The sequence below is a fragment of the Mesorhizobium sp. M0060 genome (genome assembly GCF_040323155.1).
GTDB lineage: Bacteria > Pseudomonadota > Alphaproteobacteria > Rhizobiales > Rhizobiaceae > Mesorhizobium.
This window is the reverse complement of sequence record NZ_JAMYUP010000017.1, coordinates 65,517-79,674: the sequence shown is the minus strand read 5'-3', so window position 1 is coordinate 79,674 and position 14,158 is coordinate 65,517. Positions and strand designations below refer to the sequence as shown.

Annotated in this window: 11 protein-coding genes and 1 pseudogene; 4 read left to right on the top strand and 8 right to left on the bottom strand. The window is 59.9% G+C overall.

Features of this window, described 5'->3' with window-relative positions; translation table 11 throughout:
• The first annotated feature begins 2 nt into the window (after window positions 1-2).
• Window positions 3-1,541 carry an efflux transporter outer membrane subunit gene (locus NKJ94_RS18180; RefSeq protein WP_352526895.1) on the top strand — a complete coding sequence of 513 codons (1,539 nt, stop codon included), beginning with the start codon at window positions 3-5 and terminating at the stop codon, window positions 1,539-1,541.
• A 491-nt stretch (window positions 1,542-2,032) separates the two neighbouring features.
• On the opposite strand, the gene NKJ94_RS18175 is transcribed toward NKJ94_RS18180, so the two are convergent.
• The 8 genes and pseudogenes from NKJ94_RS18175 to NKJ94_RS18140 form a co-directional block, all read right to left on the bottom strand.
• A complete protein-coding gene (locus tag NKJ94_RS18175) occupies window positions 2,033-2,329 on the bottom strand; it encodes a hypothetical protein (protein WP_352526894.1) in 297 nt (98 codons plus the stop codon).
• A 265-nt stretch (window positions 2,330-2,594) separates the two neighbouring features.
• Window positions 2,595-2,990: a hypothetical protein gene (locus NKJ94_RS18170; RefSeq protein WP_352526893.1), complete on the bottom strand. Its 396-nt coding sequence runs from the start codon at window positions 2,988-2,990 to the stop codon at window positions 2,595-2,597.
• A gap of 723 nt (window positions 2,991-3,713) precedes the next feature.
• Complete coding sequence (gene fdhA / locus NKJ94_RS18165) at window positions 3,714-4,916, bottom strand: formaldehyde dehydrogenase, glutathione-independent (protein WP_352526892.1); 1,203 nt, start codon at window positions 4,914-4,916, stop codon at window positions 3,714-3,716.
• Window positions 4,917-5,167: 251 nt separating this feature from the next.
• A pseudogene (rpoH, locus tag NKJ94_RS18160) lies at window positions 5,168-6,059 on the bottom strand (RNA polymerase sigma factor RpoH).
• A gap of 195 nt (window positions 6,060-6,254) precedes the next feature.
• Complete coding sequence (locus NKJ94_RS18155; protein ID WP_352526891.1) at window positions 6,255-6,620, bottom strand: response regulator transcription factor; 366 nt, start codon at window positions 6,618-6,620, stop codon at window positions 6,255-6,257.
• A 132-nt stretch (window positions 6,621-6,752) separates the two neighbouring features.
• Entirely contained in the window at window positions 6,753-7,421 is a 669-nt protein-coding gene (locus NKJ94_RS18150) for a response regulator transcription factor (protein ID WP_352526890.1), read from the bottom strand.
• Window positions 7,418-8,857, bottom strand: a complete 1,440-nt coding sequence (locus NKJ94_RS18145; protein WP_352526889.1) for a PAS domain-containing sensor histidine kinase — start codon at window positions 8,855-8,857, stop codon at window positions 7,418-7,420. Before NKJ94_RS18145 ends, NKJ94_RS18150 begins: the two co-directional genes overlap by 4 nt.
• A gap of 313 nt (window positions 8,858-9,170) precedes the next feature.
• Window positions 9,171-9,848 carry an HD domain-containing protein gene (locus NKJ94_RS18140; RefSeq protein WP_352526888.1) on the bottom strand — a complete coding sequence of 226 codons (678 nt, stop codon included), beginning with the start codon at window positions 9,846-9,848 and terminating at the stop codon, window positions 9,171-9,173.
• Between the two features lie 320 nt (window positions 9,849-10,168).
• On the opposite strand from NKJ94_RS18140, the gene NKJ94_RS18135 reads away from it, so the two are divergent.
• From NKJ94_RS18135 to hemA, 3 genes are all read left to right on the top strand, one after another.
• On the top strand, window positions 10,169-11,641 hold the full coding sequence (locus NKJ94_RS18135; RefSeq protein WP_352526887.1) for a catalase: 1,473 nt from the start codon (window positions 10,169-10,171) through the stop codon (window positions 11,639-11,641).
• A gap of 117 nt (window positions 11,642-11,758) precedes the next feature.
• Window positions 11,759-12,496 (top strand): MIP/aquaporin family protein, encoded by a 738-nt coding sequence (locus NKJ94_RS18130; RefSeq protein WP_352526886.1) that lies wholly within the window; start codon window positions 11,759-11,761, stop codon window positions 12,494-12,496.
• Window positions 12,497-12,845: 349 nt separating this feature from the next.
• Entirely contained in the window at window positions 12,846-14,057 is a 1,212-nt protein-coding gene (gene hemA / locus NKJ94_RS18125) for a 5-aminolevulinate synthase (RefSeq protein WP_352526948.1), read from the top strand.
• Window positions 14,058-14,158 lie beyond the last annotated feature (101 nt).

The window sequence follows — 14,158 nt, the reverse complement described above, 5'->3', positions numbered from 1 at the left end:
TCATGGGTCATAAATTAAGCACCCTGGCACTGATTTCCAGCACGTTCGCGTTGACAGCTTGTACTGTCGGACCCGACTTTGTCCGGCCGGATTCGGCGCTGCCGAAACACTGGTTTACCAACAGTGCTGCAGCGGCGAATTCTGCGGGATCGGGCACGGCGATTCTCGAGCCCGTCGACCCCGCCTGGTGGCAGGCCTTTCACGACGCGACCCTTACCTCGCTGGTGCAGCGCCTTGCGGACGCCAACCTTGATGTGCAAACTGCGACCGTCCGGCTCGCGGAAAGCCGTTTTCAGCGCGGTGCCGTGGCCTCCGCCCAACTGCCCAGCCTGAATGGCAGCGCTAGGTACCAACATCAAAATCTTAGCGATGTGAGTGCCAAAGGCACCTTGATCGACAGTCTGCTTGGTTCGCCGAACAGCACTATTTCTTCCGCAAAGCCGGACGACCTGTTTACCAGTGGCTTCGATGCATCATGGGAGCTCGATCTTTGGGGGCATGTCCGCCGTCAGGTCGAAGCGGCGGATGCGCAAGTTCAGTCTTCGGAGGAACAGCGGCGCAACGCGCTGCTCTCGAGCCTCGCCGAAACCGCACGCGACTATATCCAGCTGCGTGGGACGCAGACCTTGATCAGGATTACCAATGACAATCTGAAAATCGAGCGGGACATTTTGCAGCTGACGCAAACGCGTCAGCAGAGGGGCTTGACGACCAGTCTCGACGTCGAGAACGCCGCGGCGCAGGTCGAAGCCGTTCGTGCCCAGTTGCCCAGCCTGGAACAGCAGGAAGCGCAGCAGATCAACGCGTTGAGCTTTCTGCTCGACCTGCCTCCGGATGCGCTGCGCGGCGAACTCGCCACCGGGAAACAAGTGGTGCCGAGGCCTGCCCGGGTTCCGATCGGCATTCCCTCCGAGCTGGCGCGGCGGCGCCCGGACATCCGCGCCGCGGAAGCCCAGCTTCACGCAGCCACCGCCGACATCGGAGTGGCGGTCGCCGAGTTCTATCCATCCCTCCAATTGAATGGGTCGGTGGGCTTCGACGCCCTCAAGGTCGCGAGCCAATTGACGGCCCACGCAATCCCAACCAGTGTCGGGCCGAGCATTTCGATACCAATCTTCGAGGGCGGCCGGCTGAAGGCGACGTTGCAGCTTCGCAAGGCGCAACAGGTGGAGGCGGCGATCGCCTATCACAGGACGGTGCTGGAAGCCTGGCACGAGGTTGTAAATGCCCTCGTCGCCTACCGGACAGAACGGCAGCGTAGCGCCCGGTTGGCCATGCAGGTTCAGCATCTGCGGCAAGCCTTGTCGCTGGCCCGTGACCGCTACAATGACGGCGTCACCGAGTTCACCACCGTGCTCGACACCGCACGTATACTGCTTCAGGCCGAACAGGATCATGCGCAGAGCACGACCAACATCTCGATCAATCTCGTCCAACTGTACAAAGCGCTCGGTGGCGGGTGGGAATTGACATACCCGAGCGCGCCGCCCGGACCATCGGTCAGCGCTCAAGAACGTTCGAGAGCAACAAAGCCGACATGACCATGTCGATCCTTGTTGCGACGCGCAGGTGCTGGAAGCCGGCGAAATGTCACTTCATATATCTCATCACGAGTTGATAGCGATAAAATCTCGACGCCGATCTTTGGTGAATTTAGCTTGGAATCGACGATCATCCGGTGAAACAAAGACTTAAAGCGCGGCGTATGATTCCCTTGCGGTACACAACAGTCGTGGTGAGAACAGGATGATGTGTTTGGCTAAAGGTCCCTCAGAGCTGCCCCGCGGGATCCCTTGGCCGAGCTTTTGCCCCGGCCGGCCGAGTTGCGCAATCGACGTCGGGACGTCACTGATCCGTTGGCCGAGCTCACCAGGTCTGTCCTTTCTCGACGTGCTGTTTTAGGTCACGGAATTTGCCATGTCAGCGTAGCGCAAGACGCCGATAACAAGGTCGCTCGCTGCGAGAGCCTCAGCGCCATGCATTGGCATTCGCGAGTACAAAGGTCCAGCCAAACCACTCTAATCGGATTGGATCATGGGCAAGAGTGCCACATTCCGTTGGCTCCGTAGTAGCTTGAGTTTACAGCATCAAACGAGCAGTAAGCAGCATCGGTATCGTAGTTCCACCAAGACTGGTAGTTATATGCCGGATCACTAAAAAAGACCTTGCGGTGCGGGTGTTTCGGCTGGCGGTTGCCAATGCCGATATCGCTAAAGTCCTTCGCATGGCCATCACCACCGCCGCGTGCCGCCATGGAGACCGTAGCCGAGCCGGTCGCCAGCATTGCACCCAAAATGAACGTCGCCAGAATTGTTGCTGATTTTTTCACAATACACTCCCAGAGGTTGATACTTCCGAAATTGTTGAAAGCTATATTTATATAGAGAAAAATATCTGTATCTGAATAGTACGTTTGGTTGATACATATATGTCTCTAACTATACATATGCTTTGTTGAGTGCTTCGCGGCGCCGATGATGCGTTCTAAATCCAGGTCAAAGTCACAGTTCGGCAGGCGTGCAAGCAAGACCTTTTCGAGACTCGGATCCGGCCTCCACCCGCTGTGGAGGCCAGATTCGATGAGGCTGCGGTAATCACGGGCAGTATGGGAAAAGCCCTTGATATTCATGATACGGGTAGGGGTAACCGCAGTAGCCGTCGCCATAGAAGTCACTGCCGTAACCGCGGCCCCTTCTGAACCCATGACCGCCGACATGACTGCCGCTGACATGGATGTCCCTGCCGATGCTTGCGCTATGGCCGCCAAAGCCTCCGCCGCGGTTACCGCCAAAGCCACCGCCGCGGTTACCGCCAAAGTCGCCACCGCCCATGCTTGCGGCATGGCCGCCCCCGCCAAAGCCACCGCCGTGGCCTCCGCCGCCATGACCGCCGCCACCGCCGCCGCCGCGTGCCATCGAGACGGTCGCTGTGCCTGTTGCCAGCATTGCGCCCAGGGCGATCGTCGCCAATATTGTCGTTGATCTTTTCATAATACACTCCTATGGTTTCGGCTTTCTTGGGTGTTGAAAGCTACACTGATGTAGATACAGGAGGTATTTCTCGGTATAATACACTTATTTGATATACGTATATCTTGTAATTACATTTGTTTCTTGTTGATTGCATGGCGCACCGGCAGATGCGCCCTACGGCATGCTGCGATCATAGATCTCGGCCGCAAGGGATTTTGCTCCAGAGCAGGAGCCGACGTCTCGCAACGGATCACCCGACACGAACGCAGTAGCTTATGAGCGGCCCAAGACGTTCCGTGATTGCAGTGTGTGACGGACGGCCATGCCTCTGCAGCGCCGCGTTCGGGCATCCGGCGAGCCAGCGCGGCATTCATCATTCAGATTTCGATGAGTGGATGCATGGCGGCGCTGGCTGCTGGGCATCTCGGCGGCTATGCCCTTCTAGGCGCCGAGCATCACGTGGGACGGCAGCACGCCTCGATGCAAGCGTCCACGTAGCTTCATTCGCCGATGTTGCACGACCGGTGCACCAGGAGGTTGGAAACATAAGCGCTTGCGGCGAGGAACACTGCGGCTTGGCGGTGGATCGCAGGTCAGGTCTCACAAAATCGCCACTCGTCGGGTGCGGCGCTCAGCTTCTCTCAGTCAATACTCGTGGGCATTGTGCGTTGGCGCGAGCGGTATGCGGGCCATCGCATTGGCTCGTTGCGAGCTTGTCGATCATCGACGCGGTTTCCGTGCTCAAGCTACCTTTGCGATTTCTCCGTGCGGGTCGATGACAAACTTGTTCGCGATGCCGGCGTCGAAGGACTTATAGCCCTCCGGCGCCTGGTCGAGGGTAATCACCTTGACATTGACGATGTCGGCGATCGGCAGCCTGTCCCACAAGATCGCCTGCATGAGCTGCCGATTGTACTTGATGACCGGAGTCTGTCCGGTGTGGAGGCTGTGGGATTTTGCCCAGCCGAGACCCAGGCGAAGGCTGAGATTGCCAAGCTTGGCTGCCTTCTCCTTTGCTCCAGGATCTTCAGTCACATACAGTCCGGGGATGCCGATGGCGCCGGCCGGGCGGGTGACCTCCATGAGGCTATTCAGCACGACAGCAGGCGCTTCGACGACATGGCCATCGCCGCTGTACCCCTTGGCCTCGAACCCGACGCAGTCGATGGCGCTATCGACCTCCGGGAAGCCGAGGACATCAGCGACGAGTTCGCCCAGCCGATCGTGTCTGGAGAGGTCGATCGGCTCGAAGCCGACCTTCTTGGCGTGCGCGAGCCGCTCCTGGTTCATGTCACCGATCAGCACGACAGCGGCGCCGAGGATGCGCGCGGCTGCGGCGGCCGCCAGCCCGACCGGCCCCGCCCCAGCGACGTACACGGTCGACCCGACACCGACCTTGGCGGTGATTGCACCGTGGAAACCCGTGGGCAGAATATCGGACAGGCAGGTTAGGTCGCGGATCTTTTCCATCGCCTGTGCCTTGTCCGGAAACTTCAGCAGGTTGAAATCGGCATAGGGCACCATGACGTACTCGGCCTGCCCACCGATCCATCCGCCCATGTCGACATATCCGTATGCGCCGCCGGCGCGATCGGAATTGACGTGAAGGCAGACCCCGGTGTCGCCCTCGCGGCAGGTGCGGCAGCGTCCGCACGCCACGTTGAACGGGACCGACACTAGATCGCCGACCTCGAGATACTCGACGTCGCGGCCTTTCTCGATCACCATGCCGGTGATCTCATGGCCCAGCACCATGCCGGCCGGCGCGGTGGTGCGGCCGCGGACCATGTGCTGGTCGGAGCCACAGATGTTGGTCGAAACGACCTTGAGAATGACACCGTGATCGATCTCCTTCCCTGCTGGATTGCGGAAAGTTGGAAAATCGATCTTCCGGACTTCGACCCTGCTGGGTTCGAGATACGCGACTCCGCGATTGGTGGCCATGTCGAACTCCTGCGCACTCAGATTGTCGTGGCAGGGTCACACACAGGGGACGGAATTGCTGTGCAGAAATTGCCCGGTGTTGCTTGCCCTTGCGGCTTTCTCGGATTCGCGGGCTAGGGAACCACAGCATCGAGCCGACGCCTCTTTCGTAAGCCGAGAGCAGGAAATACAGGCGCCTCTCCCTTTGGCACGAGAGGGTACGCAGCCGACCCGCTCCCCCCTCCTGTCATTGGTACTATCGTCCACCTATTTCATGCTGACAGCGCCTGGGTTTCGGCACGCTTCGCATAGACGACCTTCACTGCATTTTGCAATTTTTCGAAGGCGCGCATCTCAATCTGGCGCACCCGCTCGCGCGAAATGCCGAATTCGCTGGAGAGATCTGCCAAACTCCTCGGGTTATCTGCAAGCCGACGCGCCTCAAGGATGCGCCGCTCGCGTGCGTTGAGCACGCCAAGCGAGTCGATCAGCGCCCTATGCCGGCTGGAGTCCTCCTCGACCTGAACGAGCTTGTACTCCTGGTTGTCCTCGCCCTCGATCAGCGAAATCCTGCCATTCGCCTTCGGCCTGACCTCGCAGGGGGGAGTTGAGCGACGCGTCCCCGCCCATGCGGCTGTTCATGTAGACAACTTCCTGCTCGGTCACGCCAAGACTGGATGCGATCAGTTCCACCTGATCTGGATGCAGGTCACCATCGTTAAGCGCCGAGATGCGAGCCTTGAGACGCCGCAAATTGAAGAACAGCTTCTTTTGATTGGGTGTCGTGCCCATCTTCACCAATGACCAGGAGCGCAGGACATATTCCCGAATAGACGCCTTGATCCACCACATCGCATAGGTCGCTAGACGAAGGCCGCGCTCCGGTTCGAAGCGATCGACCGCCTTGATCAGGCCGATGCTGCCCTCTGATATTACCTCCGAGATCGGCAATCCATACCCGCGGTAACGCATCGCAACCTTGGCAACGAGGCGAAGATGCGACACCACCAGTTGGTGAGCGGCCTCCGGGTCGTTGTGCTCGCGCCAGCGTTTCGCCAGTGCTTGTTCCTGCTCTGGCGTCAGCATCGGGAGATGTTTGATCTTTTCGAGATAGCGGCTAAGCCCGCCTTCGCCTGTCAAGATTGTTGTTGCTGCGCGTTGCATGAAGTACTCCTTGCTTATTCCGCACGAGATCCGTTATCTATTGACACCATAGGTGCTTTATATTCGTCTCACTGCTTGATGCGGCAGTTGTTTGGAGTTCTGTTCGCTCGACGACCGAACGCGTACTTTGGCATCACGATTGATTGGATAGTATTGATGAGGCGCATTTGTTCGCTGCGCACGCGGTCTCTGCTTTTAGCGCGAACTAGGTTTTCCAAGTGCCGAATCGATACACCTGATCAAGGCCTGGCTATCGAACGGCTTGCCAAAGAAGCCGATGGCGCCCGTTTCCTGAGCACGCTTCCGGACACGTTCTTCGGGGAAGGCGGTGATCAAAATGATCGGTATCTGATAGCCATGTGCGATCAAATGGTCTTGCAATTCTATTCCCGTCATTCCGGGCATCTGGATATCGCAGATCAAGCATGACGTATCTTCCAGGATGGATGATCTCAGAAAATCCTCCGCCGACTCGAATGCAGTTGCGATGAGGCCTAGCGATCTAGCGAGGCCCGCAGTTGCAAATCGAACGGATTCGTCGTCATCGATGATCGAGATCATCGTATTTCGGATCAATGGACTGTTCCTTAGTACTCGCCGATGATCCGAGCATTGCTGTTTCAACGACTGTTTCTAGGCGATATATTGCGCCTTTGGCCGTGAAAGAGAAAGTTATACAGAAGTGTGACAAACCTATTTCTTGGGAGCAGTTATCCTAAGGGCGGCCGCCATTCTCACCAAGTCGGCTAACGTTCTGGCGCCCATTTTTTTCATCAGACGACCCCGGTGGATTTTCACGGTGATTTCGCTGAGCTGCAGCTCGCCAGCGATTTGCTTGTTCATCAATCCAGTCGCGACAAACGCCATCACCTCGCGCTCCCGGGGAGTGAGGGTGCGCAAAAGGGTCTGGAGCTCCGACAGCGCCCGGTCTCTCTCTCGTCGTTGCCTGTCGCGATCGAGAGCGCCGTTGACGGCATCCAGAATATCCTGATCTCGGAAGGGCTTGGTGAGGAAATCGACCGCGCCGGCTTTCATGGCTCTCACAGACATAGGAATGTCGCCATGACCAGTCATGAAAATAATCGGAAGGTGAATGCCTGCCTTGCCCAACTGCGTTTGAAAGTCGAGCCCGCTCACCTCCGGCAGCCGGATATCGAGCACAAGGCAGCTTGGACCATCGGGAAGCTGGCTGTTCAGCAACTCGGGAGCAGAACCGAAAAGCTGGCAACGCATACCAACAGATCGGAAGAGGCTGCTTAAGGCTTCGCGCAACAACGCATCGTCTTCCACAACCAGGACAGTCGGAGGCACGATGCCGTTGTTGCCCTGTTGCTGGGAGGCAAGGCCGGGGCCTCGGGTCATGACTCGGCATCCTTTTCGACGCGTGGCAGGGAAAATTGGAGTATCGCGCCGCGGCCCGGATTGGGGACGACCCATACACGGCCTCCATGTGCCTCGACGATTGACCGGCAGATCGATAGCCCCATACCTATTCCGTTCGCCTTGGTGGTAAAGAAGGCCTTGAACAACTGCTGCGCACTGCCGGGATCAATTCCCGGTCCCGAATCCTGGACCCTGACATTCGCTTGGTTCGATTCATCGATCGATGTCGTAACGATAATCTCGCGTAAGTCGTTGTCGCTGGAGGTCATTGCCTGAATCCCGTTGATCAGGAGATTGATCAGGAGTTGTTGAAGCTGAATTCGGTCGCCAAGTGCAGGCATCGGCCGATTGGCCAGGTTTAGTTTCAGGGCGATGCGATTTGTAATGAGCTCACGCCGCACCAGCACGAGGGATTCGTTGACGATGTCGTTCAGGTCGACAAGAGACATTTCGATGTCGCCCTTCTTGGCCAGCGACCGAATTCGACGGACGATATCGCTGGCGCGCTGAGCGTCGGCGATACTCCGCCTGACCGCGCTGCGGACCTCATCCAAATCGGGCTTGTCCCGATCGACCCACCGCAGGCACGCCTCGCCGTTCAAAACGATGCCAGCAAGCGGCTGGTTCACCTCGTGCGCGATCGAGGCCGTCAGTTCACCCAATGTGGTGAGGCGTGTCACATGGGCGAGGTCGGCCTGTGCCTTCAGGACTTCGACTTCGGCCTGCCTGCGCTGTGATATGTCCGTATTCGTTTCGAGAACCGCCAGCGGTTTGCCATCGGCATCCTTCTTCAGCGACCAGCGGCTGGAAACGACAATGGCGGATCCATCCTGCTTCGTGTGCACGAGTTCGCCTTCCCATCGGTCGGACCTCAGCAACTCCTGATTGATTTCACACAGGCTAGCTGGAAAGACCGTCCGCAAGAGCTGGTGGGTGGACTTTCCGGCTGCGTATTCCGCAGACCAGCCATAAATGGCCTCGGCGCCACGATTCCAATAGGTGACCAGATCGTCCATGCCGCGTACGAAAATTGCGTCATGCGTCAAATCGAGCAGTTGGGCCTTTTCGGATAAATCCGTCGAGGTCGCCTGGTTTTTAAGGACAAGAAGGGTGGTAATGGCAATGGCCGCGATGCTCATGAGGCAGCGGCTGAGTGCGCCCCCACTGGCGTCGATCCCGTGAACGAGCCAGAAGCTCAATAAGGTGAGCGCTATACAGGCGAGTGAGGACAAGACAATGCCACGCCTGCGCAAGGCACCTGCTCCGAGCAGAGGAACGACCACATAGAGGACCGAGACATCCCCAGAAAATTGATCGATCGTATCGACAGCGAATATCCCGGCGGCCAGGAGGATGGCCAGGGGCGCCAGCAGCCGCGAATTGCCGGATGCTCGCGGAGATAGTCTATGCCGCATAAGGTCTCTGCTCAGTTTCTGGTCGACGCTTGCGCTGCTGATCGACTCTCCGTGTCACCCGGTCTCAAAGTTCAACGTAAGCAACGAGATCCTTTTTTGCTTGTTCGAAATTGCGGTCGTCGGCGTCCGATTGCACCATTGTCGCAGCAACACCTCGCCGAGAGCCATCTCGAGAGATTGAGCGACCCGCAAGCTTCCACGCGATCACCGACGTGATTGGTTTCGGTTTGCTCGGGCATGGCTTCGAGATGCGCCCGGCGCAAGCCATGCGCTTGACCTCACCGATAAGAAATGAACTCGGGGAGGATGCCGATCAGCCTTGCCAGTGCGATCCGCGGATCACGCTGCAGAAGTTCCCGCGCCGGAAATGCGGGTCCTTGTCCGCGAGAACGTCGGCCTTGACGTTGCCGAATGTGGTATCCGGCTTGTGCTTGATGCCGTCATAAAAGGCCTGGATGATGTCTTCCTTGAAATGCGGCGTGCGCGGGAACGCGTTCACGATCGCCTCGCGCTCGGCGTCGGAGTATTCTCGGTAGGACAGGCCAAGGACGTCCATCTCGACGCCCGCCGTCACCAGCGCGACGACCGGATGCATGTGTTTCGGAATGCCGGGCGTCGTGTGCAGCGCGATCGCTGTCCACACCGTCTCGATGTCGGTCTGTGTGATCCCGTGCCGCTTCAGGAAATCCCGCGCCGCATTGGCGCCGTCGACCTCGAAGCGTTCGTCGGCGCTGCTGTGGACTTTGGTCAGGCCCATGTCGTGGAACATCGCCCCCATATAGAGCAACTCCGGGTCGAATTTCAGGCCGCGATGTTCGCCCGCCAACGCGCCGAACAGGTAGACCCGGCTCGAGTGATTGAAGAGCAACTCGGACTCGGTGTCGCGGACGATCTCCGTAATCTCGCGCGCAAGCTTGCTGTCGGGAATTCTGACGGCGGCAATGTCATTCAGGTCCCGCTTGGGATGCAGTTGGGTCTTGGTCGGGCTCATGGGGTCTCCTAAGGCCGGTAAGGATCGGCGCGCGCTGTGCCGTCTGCTTTGTAGGCTTGGCGCACTGGAACGGCTCGTCGGCCATTGTCGGACTTGTTGCAAGATTGCGCTCGCGACATGCGGTTGACGCAAAACCGCGACAATCGCAGCAACAGGGCTAAAGTCATTTCCAACTCCATAGACTAGCCTTTTGGTCCCGGTGTTGTGGCCAATACACTTCGGTTGAGGACGATGCTGGGAGAACAAGGGTGACGCTGCCGCAGGCGGTCGCGTTGCTGGATTTCGATGTCTCACATCCGATGTCTCACAGGAGATTATTTATGACCGACCGCGTCCCGCCTATGACCCATGCCACTGGTTCGCCCGTGGTGGACAACACCAACATCCAGACGGCGGGACCGAGGGGGCCGGCGCTGCTCCAGGACATCTGGCTGATCGAGAAGCTGGCACATTTCGACCGTGAGGTGATTCCCGAACGCCGCATGCATGCAAAGGGTTGGGGCGCCCATGGCACCTTCACCGTCACCAAGGATATCTCCCGCTACACCAAGGCGAAGATATTCTCCGAGGTCGGCAAGCAGACGCCGATGCTGGTCCGCTTCTCGACGGTAGCGGGCGAGCGTGGCGCGGCGGATGCCGAGCGCGATATCCGCGGTACCGCCATGAAATTCTATACGGAGGAGGGCAATTGGGACATCGTCGGGAACAATACGCCCGTCTTCTTCTTTCGCGACCCGCTGCCCTTTTCGGACCTGAACCACGCGATCAAGCGCGATCCGCGCACCGGTCTGCGCTCGGCGGACAACAACTGGGATTTCTGGTCGCTCCTGCCGGAAGCGCTGCACCAGGTGACCGTTGTGATGTCCGACCGTGGCATTCCGCGAAGCTTCCGCCACATGCATCTCTTCGGCAGCCACACCTTCTCGATGATCAACGCCGCCAATGAACGCAGCTGGGTCAAATTCCACTTCCGCTCGCAGCAGGGCATCGAGAACCTCACCGACGAGGAGGCGGCCGCGCTGGTCGCGAACGATCGCGAGAGCCACGGACGCGATCTGCTCAACGCCATCGACAGCGGCAATTTTCCGCGATGGACGTTGTCGATCCAGGTGATGAGCGAGGAGCAGGCCCGGACCCACAAGCACAATCCGTTCGACTTGACCAAGGTTTGGCCGAAGGCCGACTATCCGCTGATGGAGGTCGGTGTGATGGAGCTCAACCGCTATCCCGATAATTTCTTCGCGGAAATAGAGCAGGCGGCATTCTCGCCGGCCAACATCGTTCCCGGCATCGGCTTCTCGCCGGACAAGATGCTCCAGGGCCGGCTCTTCTCCTACGGCGATACCCAGCGATACCGGCTGGGCGTCAATTTCAACCACATCCCTGTAAATGCACCGAAGTGTCCGTTCCAAAGCTATCACCGCGATGGCGCGATGCGGACTGACGGCAACCTTGGTGCGACACCGACATATTGGCCCAACAGCAAGAGCACCTGGATCGACCGCAACCGGGCGCTGATCGACCCACCGCTGCCGATCGAGGGTAGCGCGACCTATTGGGACCATCGTGTCGATGACGACCACTATGAGCAACCCGGCAACCTGTTCAGGAAGATGAGCCCCGAGCAGCAGCGGCTTCTGTTCGAGAACACCGCCCGCGCCATGGGCGACGCGCGCCTTGAGGTCAAACAGCGCCATATTGCCAACTGTGCCAAAGCCGATCCCGCATACGGCGCCGGCGTTGCGAAGGCGGTGGGCGTGCCTTTCAACCAGCAGACGATGGCCGCCGAGTAACGCCCGCTCGCTTTGCCGGCCGGCGCGCTCCTCCCGTGCCGCCGGCTCCCCCAGACAACTTAATGCGAGCGCCGCACGCCAATGCGAGCACTGCACGCTCGTCTCCGGAGATCAACCATGTCCAACCATGTTGCACCCAAGCTCCTTGCGGAGTTCATCGGCACCTTCTCGTTCGTCTTCATTGGAGCCGGCGCCGCGGCCGTGGTCGGCAGTGGTGTCGGCCTTCCCGGCATCGCCGCGATTGCCTTCGCCCACGGCCTGGCCATCATGGCCTTCGCTTTCGCCTACGGACCGGTGTCGGGGGGCCATTTTAACCCCGCCGTCACTGTAGGCGTGCTCCTCGCCGGAGCAATGCGCACCGGCGAGGCTGTCGGCTACATTGTCAGCCAGTTGGTTGGCGGTATCATCGGGGCGCTCCTGTTGCGGGCTGTGCTGGGCGGTGCGTCGACCGGCCTCGGCACACCTTCGCTCGCGCACGACCTCGCTCTGGGCGCCACGACCCTGACGGTCACGCCCTCCGCCGGCTTCGTGATCGAGGCGGTGCTCGCCTTTTTCCTGGTCACGGTCGTGTTAGCAACGGCGGTCGCGGGCCGCGCCGGCAACCTCGCGCCGCTGGCGATCGGCATGACCCTGACCCTCAACATCATCATGGGTGGGGCCCTCACGGGCGCCCCGTTCAACCCGGCACGGGCACTGGGCCCAATGGTCGCGACGGGCAATTTCAATGACGCCTGGCTTTATATGATAGCCCCGATCGTCGGCGCCATCATTGCCGCCATCGTGCATACCGGCTTGGCTCGGCTCGCACACGAGCCGGCGACGCCCGGGGCGCGGGCGCCGACGCCGGCCGAGTGACCGTGCCGGCACTCATCGCTAACCCATCGCTTCGGGGCGTGCGCTTGCAACTCCGGAACGTGCCACTTGCAGACATCTGGGGGGCGATTTGCAGGCTGCCTTCGATGCGTGCGCAAGAGAAGCGATAAGCAGATCGAAAGCCAGCCAGCCAAAGACGGAGGCACCCATGACCCCGAAGACTCTCGTTCCGGCCAACCGGCCGTCGTCCCCGCCTGAGCACGTCACCTGGGCCGTGCCGGGTCACGCAATCGACCCGTCGCACTGTCCGGTCAACCACGCGCTCGGCGGTTCACCACCCGACTATCTGAGTGCCAAACCGAACGTTCCGTCGCATCTCCCGGACGGAACAATGAACTACGAGGGCTTCTTCCGGCAGCAACTGCATGATCTCCATATGGAGGGCAACTACCGGGTGTTCTGCGATCTCGAACGCCACGCGGGGAATTTCCCGCGCGCGACCCGTTTCAACGGCCAGGTCCAGTCGACGGTGACGGTCTGGTGCTCAAACGACTATCTCGGGATGGGGCAGCATCCGTCCGTGCTGGCGGCGATGCACGAAGCGGTCGACCGGTGCGGCGCTGGCGCCGGCGGCACCCGCAACATCTCGGGAACCAGCCACTACCATGTGTTGCTGGAGCGGGAACTGGCTGATCTGCACGCCAAGGAAGCGGCCCTGCTGTTTACCTCCGGCTACGTGTCGAACTGGGCGGTGCTCAGTACGCTTTCGTCCCGACTGCCGGGCTGCGTCGTCCTCTCAGACGAGAGCAATCATGCCTCGATGATCGAGGGCATCCGGCACAGCCGGGTGGAAAAGCGGATCTGGCGCCACAACGATCCGGAGGATTTGAACCGCAAGCTGGCGGCGTTGGATCCCGGACGGCCGAAGCTGGTGGCGTTCGAGTCGGTCTATTCGATGGACGGCGATATCGCCCCGATCGCGGAACTCTGTGATGTCGCGGACGCGCACGGCGCCATGACCTATCTCGACGAGGTCCATGCCGTCGGGCTCTATGGTCCGCGCGGCGGCGGGATCGCCGAACGCGAAGGGCTCAGCCATCGTCTGACTGTGATCGAGGCGACGCTTGCCAAGGGTTTCGGTGTGGTGGGCGGCTATATCACCGGCAGCACAGCGCTGTGCGATTTCGTGCGGAGCTTCTCGTCGGGCTTTATCTTCACCAGCGCGCTGCCCCCGTCGGTCGCGGCGGCTGCGCTCGCGAGCATCCGGCATTTGAAGACGAGCGACAGCGAGCGCCAGCAACATCAGGCGGTGGTCGCTTCGCTTCGCAAGCGATTGGACGCGGCTGGATTGCCCCACATGACCAATCCCAGCCATATTGTCCCGCTGATGGTCGGCGACCCCGTGCTGTGCAAGCAAGTCAGCGACGTTCTGCTCAGCGACTACGGAATCTACGTGCAGCCGATCAACTATCCGACGGTGCCGCGCGGCACCGAGCGGCTGCGCATCACGCCGTCACCGCTGCATACCGCACAGGATATCGACCATCTGGTACAGGCGCTCTCGGCAATCTGGTCGGAGCTCCAGCTCAAACGCGCGGCATGAGCTCCGGAATCCGCCACTGGAGCGCGCAGTAGCTGGGGAACCAAAGTGCGAACTCGGCGCTGACGTCAACCCGTTCATGCCGCACCTTTATGCCGTCCTGG